At 64.5% G+C, this 11,061-nt stretch carries 10 protein-coding genes; 5 read left to right on the plus strand and 5 right to left on the minus strand.

All coding sequences use genetic code 11. From position 1 onward, the window contains the following. The 3 genes from ACOJTD_RS09540 to ACOJTD_RS09550 form a co-directional block, all read right to left on the minus strand. On the minus strand, positions 1 to 1,692 hold a 1,692-nt coding region (locus ACOJTD_RS09540), incomplete at its 3' end, for a cation:proton antiporter (RefSeq protein WP_420132683.1). A gap of 113 nt (positions 1,693 to 1,805) precedes the next feature. Next, a complete protein-coding gene (locus ACOJTD_RS09545; RefSeq protein ID WP_420132684.1) occupies positions 1,806 to 2,138 on the minus strand; it encodes a YnfA family protein in 333 nt (110 codons plus the stop codon). 132 nt (positions 2,139 to 2,270) lie between these two features. Then, positions 2,271 to 3,497, minus strand: coding sequence for an NADP-dependent isocitrate dehydrogenase (locus ACOJTD_RS09550; RefSeq protein ID WP_420132685.1), 1,227 nt, complete (start codon positions 3,495 to 3,497; stop codon positions 2,271 to 2,273). 412 nt (positions 3,498 to 3,909) lie between these two features. On the opposite strand from ACOJTD_RS09550, the gene ACOJTD_RS09555 reads away from it, so the two are divergent. From ACOJTD_RS09555 to ACOJTD_RS09575, 5 genes are all read left to right on the plus strand, one after another. Beyond that, positions 3,910 to 5,109 (plus strand): TrmJ/YjtD family RNA methyltransferase, encoded by a 1,200-nt coding sequence (locus ACOJTD_RS09555; RefSeq protein ID WP_420132686.1) that lies wholly within the window; start codon positions 3,910 to 3,912, stop codon positions 5,107 to 5,109. 151 nt (positions 5,110 to 5,260) lie between these two features. Next, positions 5,261 to 6,256: a GGDEF domain-containing protein gene (locus ACOJTD_RS09560; protein WP_420132687.1), complete on the plus strand. Its 996-nt coding sequence runs from the start codon at positions 5,261 to 5,263 to the stop codon at positions 6,254 to 6,256. 87 nt (positions 6,257 to 6,343) lie between these two features. Then, positions 6,344 to 6,742: a DUF2147 domain-containing protein gene (locus ACOJTD_RS09565; RefSeq protein ID WP_420132688.1), complete on the plus strand. Its 399-nt coding sequence runs from the start codon at positions 6,344 to 6,346 to the stop codon at positions 6,740 to 6,742. A 195-nt stretch (positions 6,743 to 6,937) separates the two neighbouring features. Next, positions 6,938 to 7,420, plus strand: coding sequence for a transcription elongation factor GreA (greA, locus tag ACOJTD_RS09570; protein ID WP_420132689.1), 483 nt, complete (start codon positions 6,938 to 6,940; stop codon positions 7,418 to 7,420). 712 nt (positions 7,421 to 8,132) lie between these two features. Next, positions 8,133 to 8,954, plus strand: coding sequence for an isocitrate lyase/PEP mutase family protein (locus ACOJTD_RS09575; protein WP_420132690.1), 822 nt, complete (start codon positions 8,133 to 8,135; stop codon positions 8,952 to 8,954). Here the strand turns inward: ACOJTD_RS09575 and ACOJTD_RS09580 are convergent, their stop codons facing one another. Both ACOJTD_RS09580 and ACOJTD_RS09585 read right to left on the minus strand, forming a co-directional pair. Continuing rightward, complete coding sequence (locus tag ACOJTD_RS09580) at positions 8,955 to 10,184, minus strand: three-Cys-motif partner protein TcmP (protein ID WP_420132691.1); 1,230 nt, start codon at positions 10,182 to 10,184, stop codon at positions 8,955 to 8,957. A 27-nt stretch (positions 10,185 to 10,211) separates the two neighbouring features. Beyond that, positions 10,212 to 10,997, minus strand: a complete 786-nt coding sequence (locus ACOJTD_RS09585; protein WP_420132692.1) for a phage Gp37/Gp68 family protein — start codon at positions 10,995 to 10,997, stop codon at positions 10,212 to 10,214. Positions 10,998 to 11,061 lie beyond the last annotated feature (64 nt).

Consider the following 11,061-nt stretch of genomic DNA (forward strand, 5'->3'; position numbering starts at 1 on the left):
GGTGCCGAGGGTTTGCAGCACGGTGGAGGCGATTTCGAAGCTGGCTTCGAGCACTTCGCGGATCACGTCGGTGGCGCCCAGCTTGAACAGCCGGCGGGCGTGTTCGGCGTCGCGGGCGCGGACGATGACCGGCAGATCCGGGCGCTCGGCGCGGGCGGCGGCGACGACGTGTTCGGCAGCAGTCGCGTCATGCATCGTCACCACCAGCGCGGGCGCTTCGGCGAGGCCGCATTTGCGTAGGAAGGCACGCTGCGTGGCGTCGCCATAGACCAGATTGTGGCCGGCGCGGCGCGCTCGCACCACCGCTTCCGGATCGATCTCGATGCCGATGAACGGCTTCTCCTGCTTGTTCAGGATGTCGCCGAGGATGCGGCCGACGCGGCCATAGCCGACGACGATGATGCGACCTTCCACCGCCGGGCCGGGATCGGCGTGGCCGGCCGCGAGCGCGCTGGCGTTGCGCACGCGCGTGCTGGCCTTGCGCGACAGCCGCGCCAGATACGGCGTCAGCATCATTGTGCCGGACGATACCAGCAGCATGAACTGCTCGACCTCGTGGGTGACCAGCCCGCTCGAACTGGCGAGGCCGAGCACCAGGAAAGCGAACTCACCGCCGCCGGCGAGCAGCAGGCTGGCTTCCGCCACCACCGGCCAGGACAGCCCGAACGCGCGCGTCAGCCCGGCGACCAGCACAGCTTTCAGCGCCACCATGCCGACTACCGACGCCGCCACCATCATCGGATAGCGTGCGACTTCGGCGACGTCGATCCGCATCCCGACCGAGATGAAGAACAACCCGAGCAGCATGCCCTTGAATGGCTCGATATCGACTTCGACCTGACGGCGAAACTCCGTCTCGGCCAGCACCAGCCCGGCCAGGAAGGCGCCGAGCGCCATCGACAGGCCGGCGACGTGTGTCAGCAGCGAGGTGCCGACCACCACGAACAGAATGGTGGCCATGAACAGCTCGCGGTTGCGGGTGTGCGCGACCAGCCGGAACAGCCGGCGCAGCACCAGCCGGCCGAAACCGACGATCACCAGGATCGCGGCGACGGCCTGGATCAACGCCATGCTCAGGCCGAACCACACCGACGCCGTTGCGCCGCTGCCCTGCGCGGCGTCGCCGTGCGTTTGTCCGAGCACCACGATCAGAAACAGGATCGGCACCACGGCGAGATCCTGCGCCAGCAGCACCGCGAAGATGGCGCGTCCGGTCTGCGTGGCCAGCCGCTTCTGCTCGGCGAGCAGCTGCAGCACGATCGCGGTCGACGACAGCGCCAGGCAGGCGCCGATCACGAGGCCCGCCTCGACCGTGTTGCCGAAGCCGATGGCGATGCCGGCGATCGCCGCGGTGGTCAGCACCACCTGCAGCATGCCCAGGCCGAACACCAGCCGGCGCATCGTCCAGAGGCGGTCGAACGACAGCTCGAGCCCAATGGTGAACAGCAGAAAGGCGACGCCGAGTTCGGCGAGCCGGTCGACCGCGTCCTGCGACGTGATGGTGATCGCCTCGAGCCATGGGATGCCGGTGCCGATCCGGCCGAGGCTATAGGGGCCGAGCACAAGGCCCGCGACGAGAAAGCCGAGCACCGGGCTGATGCGCAGCCGCGCCATCAGCGGAATCACCACGCCGGCGGTGCCGAGAAACACCAGGGCTTCACGGTAGACGCCGATATCGCTTGCAGTTGTCATTTTGATTCCAGATCACGCGGCGGCCAGCGCCGCGCGGGGCTCGATCAAATTCGGGCGTAGCTGCGTCAATACATCGCAACGGGCCGCGAGGCGAAGCGATAGGACCGAGCCGGTCAGGCCGGCAGCGAGCGCGGCCCGAACAGGATCACGCTCATGCCCACGAGGCAGATCGCGGCGCCGACCACGTCCCACGCGTCGGGCCGGTTGCCTTCCATCGCCCAGCCCCACAGCAGCGCGCTGGCGATGTAGATGCCGCCATAGGCTGCGTAGGCGCGCCCTGCCAGCGGACTGTCGGCGAGCGTCAGCAGATAAGCGAACACCGCAAGCGCCATCATGCCGGGGATCAGCCACAGCGCGGATTTGTCCAGCCGCAGCCACGCCCAGAACGCAAAACACCCGGCGATCTCCATCACCGCGGCGGCAACGAAGGTGAGGAGTGAGGTCATGGGGAGAGCCTTCGAACGACGGGGAGAATAGGTGCGCAGCATAAGGGGCGAAGCGCTGAGAAAGCAGTCGAGCAGGCAAAGAAAAAGGCGCGGAGAGCATCCGCGCCTTTGAACGTTGCGATGTAGGCCCGATCAGGCGGCCTTGGTTTCGCTCATCGCCTTGTTGAGGTTCTGCGCGACCTTGTCGAGGAAGCCTTCGGTCGACAGCCAGCGCTGGTCGGCGCCGACCAGCAGCGCGAGGTCCTTGGTCATCGCGCCGGCGTCGACGGTCTCGACGCAGACCTTCTCCAGCGTGTCGGCGAAGCGGGCCAGCTCTTCGTTGCTGTCGAGCTTGGCGCGATGCGCGAGGCCGCGGGTCCAGGCGAAGATCGAGGCGATCGAGTTCGTCGAGGTCGCCTTGCCCTTCTGGTGCTCGCGATAGTGGCGGGTGACGGTGCCGTGGGCGGCTTCGGCTTCCACCGTCTTGCCGTCCGGGGTCATCAGCACCGAGGTCATCAGGCCGAGCGAGCCGTAGCCCTGTGCCACGGTGTCGGACTGCACGTCGCCGTCGTAGTTCTTACAGGCCCAGACGTAGCCGCCCGACCACTTCAGCGCCGACGCGACCATGTCGTCGATCAGGCGGTGCTCGTAGGTCAGGCCCTTGGCGTCGTATTCCTTCTTGAACTCGGCGTCGAAGATCTCCTGGAAGATGTCCTTGAAGCGACCATCATAGACTTTCATGATGGTGTTCTTGGTCGACAGGTAGACCGGGTAGTTCCGCATCAGGCCGTAGTTCAGCGACGCGCGGGCGAAGTCCTTGATCGACTCGTCGAGGTTGTACATCGACATCGCGACGCCGGCGCCGGGCGCCTGGAACACTTCCCGCTCGATCACGGTGCCGTCCTCGCCGACGAACTTCATCGTCAGCGTGCCCTTGCCGGGGAACTTGATGTCGGTCGCGCGATACTGGTCGCCGTAAGCGTGGCGGCCGATCACGATCGGCTTGGTCCAGCCCGGCACCAGCCGCGGCACGTTCTTGCAGATGATCGGCTCGCGGAAGATCACGCCGCCCAGGATGTTGCGGATCGTGCCGTTCGGCGACTTCCACATGTTCTTGAGGCCGAATTCCTTCACCCGCGCTTCGTCCGGGGTGATGGTGGCGCACTTCACGCCGACGCCGACCTGCTTGATGGCGTTCGCCGCATCGATGGTGACCTGATCGTCGGTCGCGTCGCGGTGCTCCATCCCGAGGTCGAAATACATCAGCTCGACATCAAGGAACGGCGTGATGAGCTTGTCCTTGATCATCTGCCAGATGATGCGGGTCATCTCGTCGCCGTCGAGTTCTACGACGGGATTCTTCACCTTGATTTTCGCCATGCGGGATCGGGCCTTCTTTGGGGACAGCGCTTCGTTCTGGGCGGGATTGGGCTTGAGCCGCGCCCGCTATAGCACTGCCCGGCGCGCACTGGAAAGCTGAATGGGCGGGCAATTGCGCAGGATTCGCAACGTTCCAGCGCATGGCGGAAGGGCTCGCGGCACAATGGTCCGGCGGCCTTCGCGGCGGCTCCTGCTCACGCGTCGGATGAGCCGGAACCTCAAGTTCTTAACGAACCGTCAATTCTCTTCGTAAACACATTATTTCGCTTGAGAAAACGCGCCGGCCTTGGCACCAGCAGGGGCGCGGAACGGCGCCGGCACGGCCGCCTTGTTCAAGCTCCGCTATAATCTCAACGCAGCTCTGGCCGCCGACCTCGTGCGACACCGGGGCGGTTCATCCGAAAGCTCAACCATGGCCGGTTCAGGCACCGATAAATCCAAGCCCGCGGTGGACCTCGACGGGCCTGTTGTGATTCTGGTTGAACCGCAGCTCGGCGAGAACATCGGGATGTGCGCGCGGGCCATGGGTAATTTCGGCCTGAAGCGTTTACGTCTGGTAAAGCCGCGCGACGGCTGGCCGAATATCGCCGCGACGCGCGCCTCGGCGGGCGCCGACCACATCCTCGACGCGGTCGAGCTGTTCGACAGCGTCGAGGCCGCGGTGGCCGATTGCGCGCTGCTGTTCGCCACCACCGCGCGCGCCCACGACCAGGCCAAGCCGGTGGTCGGGCCGGAAGCCGCCGCTCAGGAGATCGTCGCGTCGTCCGCGACCGGCGTCACCGCGGGCATCATGTTCGGCCGGGAGCGGCACGGCCTCGAGAACGACGAGGTCGCGCTCGCCAATCGCATCGTCACCTTCCCGGTCAATCCGGCCTTCGCCTCGCTGAACCTGGCGCAGGCGGTGCTGCTGATGGGCTACGAATGGTTCAAGCACGCCACCGCCGGCGCGCTGCCGTTCGCGATGCCGGAGCGGTCCGAGCCGGCGTCGCAGCACCAGATGCAGGCGTTCTTCGACAACCTCGTCGCCGAGCTCGACCGCGTCGAGTTCCTTCGCCCGCCGGAGAAGCGCGACACCATGCTGGTGAACCTGCGCAACATCTTCACCCGGATGGATCCGACCCGGCAGGACATCCACACCCTGCACGGCGCCATCATGGCGATCGCCGAGGGCCGCAAGGGCCCGGCCAAGGGCGGGGTGCTCGACGGCGAACAGGCGACGCGGCTGCGCGCGCTGCTGGCCGAACGTGCGGCCGGCGGCGCTGCGGACGCCGACGGCGGCTCGCTGCGGGGCCTCGCACGGCTGCTCCGCCGCAACCCGACCGATGCCGAGCGGCTGCTCTGGGAGAAACTGCGCAGCGACCGCCGCTTCGCCGGCAACTTCAAGCGCCAGACGCCGGTCGGCCGCCACATCCCCGATTTCGTCTCCTTCACCCGCCGCCTGGTCATCGAACTGATCCACCCGGACGAAGGCGAGGCCGTCGCGGCCGACCGCGCCGCGCGCAAAACCTGGCTCGAGGAACGCGACTACAGGGTGGTGTGGGTGACCGCCGACGAGGTCACGGCGGACATTGCGGCGGTGCTGGGGCGGCTCGATGCGGTGATGGCCGGGTAGGCTCACCACGGGTTAAGCATGCCGCGGGTCCCCTTGCGGGTTCCCGCAACCGCGCCGCATTGGCGACGTATTTGTCCGCGCAATGCGCTTGCCGCGATGGAAAAGCCTCTGTGAGAGGGGCGCTCGCACGGGCGCCACACGAGCCGACCTGATGCACGACATGGTAGATCGCGGAGCCCGCGGACCCGAGCAGCCGGACCTGTCCGATCCGTCCTGCGCGGCGACCGGCAGCGAGAACGAAACCGCGCTGCTCGCCAAATACGCGATCGACCGGATCGCCGACATGATCATCTGGCTCGACGAGCACGGGCGGGTGATGTTCGTCAACGCGGCGGCGACCAAGCTGCTCGGCTACTCGCAGGCCGAATTCCTGTCGATGACGGTGCTGGACCTCGATCCGCTGTTCGACGCGGAGATCTGGGCGGCGCATTGGCGCGACGTGGAAACCAGGGGCTCGTTCACCATCGAGACCGTCAACCGCACCAAGGACGGCCTCGACATCGCCGTCGAGGTCACGGTCAATTTCGTAGAATGCCTCGGTCGCAAGATGAACTGCTCGGTGGTCCGCGACATCACCGAGCGCAAGCGCGCGGCCGAGCAGCTCGCCGAGATGCACCACAAGCTGCTTCAGGCGACCCTCACCGACGAACTAACGGCGATCGCCAACCGCCGGCATTTCGACAGCGTGCTCTCCACCAGCTACGTCAAACATATCAGAACCGGCGCGCCGTTGTCGCTGGTGCTGATCGACATCGATCACTTCAAGGCCTTCAACGATCACTACGGACATCTGCAGGGCGATCGATGCCTGCAGCGCGTCGCCGAAGTGATCGACCAGCGGATGTTCAGGCCGTCCGACCTCGCCGCGCGCTGGGGCGGGGAGGAGTTCGTCTGCATCTTGCCGGACACCGACGAAGCCGGCGCGCTGGTGGTGGCGCAGTCGCTGCGCGCCGCCATCCTGGACCTCGCCATTCCGCACGACGCATCGCCGATCGCCGGTGTCGTCACCGCGAGCTTCGGCGTCGTCACCGCGACCTGCCAGCCTGGCGGCGCGGCGCAAAGCCTGTTCGAAGCAGCGGACGCGGCGCTCTACGCGGCCAAGCACCACGGGCGAAACCGCATCGTGCAGGCCGCCGCGCTCGATTGAGGCGCGCGGCCTGCGCCGATTGACTTGCGCCATGCCGCACGATTGTCTGGCCAGCAACCACACCATATCCAAAACAGGGGAGGGACCATGCGACAGCTCTCGATGACTCGCGCCGGCATCGGCGCCGCGCTGCTGATGGTGATCGCTGCAACCGGCGGCACTGCGGCGCGCGCCGACGACGTTGCCGGCACCTGGCTGCGCGACACCGGCGCCTCCAAGGTGAAGTTCGCGCCCTGCGGCGGCGCGCTGTGCGGCACGCTGGTGTGGATCAAGCCCGGCGTCGAGACGCCGGCCAAAGTCGGCCAGAAGGTGTTCTTCGACATGAAGCCCACCGGCCCGGACGCCTGGAGCGGCAGCGCCTTCAATCCGGAAGACGGCAAGACGTATTCGGGCAAGATGAGCCTCGCCGGCGGCACTCTGACCACGCAGGGCTGCGCGATGGGCGGCCTGATCTGCAAATCCTCGACCTGGACGCGGAGCAACTGAGCGGCGGCGCACCATCGCGGTCCGGAAGCCGGGCTTGCCCCGGTCGGGCGCTCGTCCGAAGCTTCGCCGGCCAGCCGGTGCCCGGATGCAGCGAAGCGAAATTCGGGGTCGCGCGTTGATAGGGGCGTGCGTGGCGCCGTCGCGCCTGCGCGGCGACCCGCCGCACGCCCATCGCCTTTACGACGGAGTACCCCTGTGAGCGTCGCCTTCACCAAGGAAGACAGTGCCGCGACCGCATCGGAAACGATGCTGCCCGACCGTCCGATTTCCGAGCACCCCAATCTCGTCACCGCCGCCGGCCTGGCCGCGCTGGAAGCGCAGCTCGCCGAGGCGCGCGCCGGCGTCGAGGCCGTTGCCGCCATCGAGGACGTCAATGAGCGCCGGCAGGCGGAGGCGATCCCCGCGCGCGACCTGCGCTACTTCGACATCCGCGTCCGCAGTGCGCAACTGATGCCCGAGCCGGAGAGTAACGACGTCGTCGCCTTCGGCAGCACCGTCACTTTCCGTCGCCCCGACGGCCGCGTCCAAACCTATCGCATCGTCGGCGAAGACGAAGCCGACCCCAAGCAAGGCACGATCTCGTTCGCCTCGCCGGTGGCAAGGCTGCTGATGGGCAAAGAGGTCGGCGACGTGGTGGGCAAGGGGGCGCAGGAGCTGGAGGTCGTGGAGATCGGGTGAGGCGGCTCAGCGCCCTGTAGCCCGGGCGAGCGCAGCGACCCCGGGGTGATGCTCACCCCGCATCTCGCTGCGCTCAAGCAGGCTGCGGCGCTCTGGATCGCGTGCGTTAACACTTCTGCCGTCCCACAGAGACCCGGACAAACATTCCGCGCCCAGAGTTAGTAGCATCGCCCAGCATGCCCACCCGAGATGCAGCAGGGGTGCTCTCGCGGCGCCCGATTCGCTGTGATTCGTCGATGGTTTGTTCCGCCTGCGTTCAATGTCTTAACGCGGCCTCGATCGCGTGTCTCATGCTGACACACCCACCCGATCCGACGAGCAAAGCGCCCGCGGGGCGATGCACCGAGCCGCAGGCGGCTGCGCTCCGTGCCTGCTCACGAACGTTAACGGTTGTCGCCGGTGATGAAGCGCTAAACTAATTACGGCCTCCAATCTCTCGTAGGTCCGGTTGCTCACGGGCGCGAGATGCAGCGCGCCACCACCCGGCGCCTCCGATTCGCTGTGATTCGTCACCGGTTTGTTCCTCCCGCGTTCCGAGCGTTAACGTCGGCGCAATCCGGCGTCACAGAGTGGGACAGTTGGCGGGCCGCGGCAGCTCGGCCCGACGATCCGCCGCGATGTCACATGCAACGATCGCCGATCGTCCTGCTCGCAGGGCGGATGCGGCATCGCCCGGCCATGCTAGCCTGTCCGAAAATCAGGGAGACCGCCGATGACCACCACCGCGCAGAAGCGCGCCGCGTTTCGCCAGCTGCATCAATCGGGCTGCTTCGTGCTGCCCAACCCATGGGACATCGGCTCGGCGCGGCTGCTGCAGCATCTCGGCTTCCAGGCGCTGGCCTCGACCAGCTCCGGCTTCGCCTGGTCGATCGGCCGCGCCGACAATCAGGTCGCCCGTGACGACGTGCTGGCGCATCTGACCGCGCTGTGCGCCGCCACCGATCTGCCGGTCAACGCCGATTTCGAGAGCGGCTTCGCTGATGACCCGGACGGCGTCGCCGCCAACGTCACCCGCGCGGTGGCGACCGGCATCGCCGGCCTGTCGATCGAGAACGCCACCGGCGACAAGGCGCGCCCGCTCTACGACGACGCCCTCGGCGTCGCCCGCATCCAGGCGGCGCGCGCCGCGATCGACGCCACCGGTGAGGACGTGGTGCTGGTGGCGCGTTGCGAAGGTTTTCTGTGGGGCGAGCGCGACCTGTCGAAGACGGCCGCGCGGCTGGTGGCATTCGCCGACGCCGGCGCCGACTGCCTGTACGCGCCCGGCATCTCGACCGAAGCCGAGATCACCACGCTGGTGCAGGCCGTCGCGCCGAAGCCGCTCAACGTCCTCACGGTGCAGCCCGCCACCATGACCGTCGCCAACCTCGCCGCCCTCGGCGTCCGCCGCATCAGCGTCGGCGGCGCACTGGCGCGCGCCGCGTGGGGAGGCTTCCTGACCGCCGCGCGCGAGATCGCCGAGCAGGGGACGTTTACGGCGCTGGCGGGGACGGCGAAGGGGGCGGAGTTGAATGGGGTGTTTGGGGGGAAGTGATCAGTAAAAGATCGGAAAACTGCGTTGGCGCTTCATTCTAAGGATGTCGCCGGGTTTGATTGTGTTAGGGCGCTTTCGTTCGCCGCCTTGCTCCGTAACGATCTCCAAGTCTGGATTTTCGATGATTACGGCATGGACATCGTCTGTGTGTGCCGGCGTGGAATTGTAAATGCTGCTGTAAAATTCACCAACTGGCACTGCGTCGCCGAAGCTCGTAACCAATCGCGGAATGTCGTTGTGAAGCTGCTGTTTGGCATCTTCGCGTCCAGGGGGATCGAATAGGTAGAGCGCGCCGTCGTGCGAGGGATCATAAGATAGCATATGTAGGCCGGAGCGCCCGAAATGTGCCTGCATAGTGGCGTTCTCATGTAGCACATTGTTGTATTCTTGTCGGGCTCGATAGTTGTTAGCGAAGTGAATGAACCAGTATCGCCAGCCATCTGGATTGTTGATCGAGAAAGGGCTGACATAAGCAGCGCACCTGTTGAACGAATTGAATACGATGCGTTCGGCGGCTCCCAACCATTCTTTGTTGTTCTTGACGCCGTCAAGGTTGTTTAGGTCATCCTCGGTAAGTCCGAAGGGTCTGAGTTGCTTGCTTAATTGTGCTCGATCCGTCCGTTGCAAGAATGCGAGAAGTGACGTGATCATAAACGTATAAAAAATTTCGGCCGACGTGAACGATTTGCAGATATCAGTAATGGTTTCGTATTCAACGTGGCTAGTGCCACACTGGTCCAGATTGAAAATCACGCTGCGGTAGTTTCCGCGCTCGATGAGGCTCTTAATGGCTGGATAGATAGACTCGAACCGGTCACTGTAATATTCTGCTCTCAGGTGTAGTCGCGGGATCGTGTCTTTCGATGCTGCAATTAGTGGCTCAGCTCTCATCTTTAGGAGATCAATTGCATCTGGGTCAAAATCATTGAAGATTAGCAGGCACTCGATATCGATCGGCGACATGCCTTCTGCCGCGCGTTTAATATTGAATGCTTCGGTGGCTCGCTGAAGCTCTTGGATGAAAATCAACGGCGATCCCGGGGCACCGCAATTATATGCGCCAGCACCAGCAAATCCGTCCACAATCGCAATTCGGAAGCGTGACTGCTGTGGTCGCTGGCAGCGGACGGCCAGATAGCGCGCAAAATATTGTCGAACAATCTTGTGTTTGCGGCGCGAATGTTCTTCCAGCTCAGCGCCAGCCTTCCACTCATAGGGTTTTCCGACCATCTTTCCCCAGTGTAGTTGAGTGCCCGACTACGCGCCCAATGCTAGCGCGGTCTTGGGCATTTCATCCCACTCGCGACCTCGATATTCGCGGCCATTGTCTTTCTTGGAGCGACGCTTGTTATCTTTGCCCCATGTGCCCCACTGCTTAAAGAAAAATGCGGTTTTGTGTAGCTGGCATTGGTCGTAGATGTCGTCAATCCAAGCTTCTTTGACGGGCCTTGCCTCCCGGCCGCTTTCGCCTCCAACGATGGCCCAATCAATCCCGTTCAGGTCGACACGTCCGACAGGAGCGATTAGGGGCTCAAAGGAGATGAAGCGTATGGCGGCAGGAACAGTTCGCAAATAATCAATGCGTCCTGTCACGTCACCGCTTTCAACGCTCGTTCCCAGCCACACATTCGGCAGCGCTTCGGGAACTTTAGAACGAAGCAGCGCGCCCATTCGTTCAGGGCGTTTGGTCAGTATTTGATAGTTGTGGCGCGGCGTTTCGCGCATTACGTCCCATACGCGGAGGATAAAATCGTCGCTCACTCGTTCATGAAATAGGTCGCTCATTGAATTGACGAATATCTTCCGGGGCTTTTTCCAGCGCACTGGAAGGTCCAGCGCGTCGTGGTCCTCGCGAACGACGCCATTCCAGATCGTTCGCCTTCCGCTCTTTCGAGTAAGTCCTTTGTACTTAGCTATGTTCATAGCCTGAAGGCGGCGAGCCATTTCCATGGCATAGCAATTTGTGCAGCCAGCGCTAACGATCGTGCAGCCCGCAACCGGATTCCAAGTCGCGTCCGTCCACTCGATAGATGTGTCAGCCATTGATTTCTCCGGCGCGGAGATTGATCGCCAACCGTTAATGAAGGTGAACTATCGTACATGATTT

The organism is Rhodopseudomonas sp., from assembly GCF_048594845.1.
Lineage (GTDB): Bacteria > Pseudomonadota > Alphaproteobacteria > Rhizobiales > Xanthobacteraceae > Rhodopseudomonas.

Bases quoted from the DNA above. Each gene is read 5' to 3' on its own strand.
- ACOJTD_RS09555 (WP_420132686.1), top strand. From the start codon at position 3,910: ATGGCCGGTTCAGGCACCGATAAATCCAAGCCCGCGGTGGACCTCGAC.
- ACOJTD_RS09565 (WP_420132688.1), top strand. From the start codon at position 6,344: ATGCGACAGCTCTCGATGACTCGCGCCGGCATCGGCGCCGCGCTGCTG.
- ACOJTD_RS09575 (WP_420132690.1), top strand. From the start codon at position 8,133: ATGACCACCACCGCGCAGAAGCGCGCCGCGTTTCGCCAGCTGCATCAA.
- ACOJTD_RS09585 (WP_420132692.1), bottom strand. From the start codon at position 10,997: ATGGCTGACACATCTATCGAGTGGACGGACGCGACTTGGAATCCGGTT.
- ACOJTD_RS09545 (WP_420132684.1), bottom strand. From the start codon at position 2,138: ATGACCTCACTCCTCACCTTCGTTGCCGCCGCGGTGATGGAGATCGCC.
- ACOJTD_RS09560 (WP_420132687.1), top strand. From the start codon at position 5,261: ATGCACGACATGGTAGATCGCGGAGCCCGCGGACCCGAGCAGCCGGAC.
- ACOJTD_RS09550 (WP_420132685.1), bottom strand. From the start codon at position 3,497: ATGGCGAAAATCAAGGTGAAGAATCCCGTCGTAGAACTCGACGGCGAC.
- ACOJTD_RS09580 (WP_420132691.1), bottom strand. From the start codon at position 10,184: ATGGTCGGAAAACCCTATGAGTGGAAGGCTGGCGCTGAGCTGGAAGAA.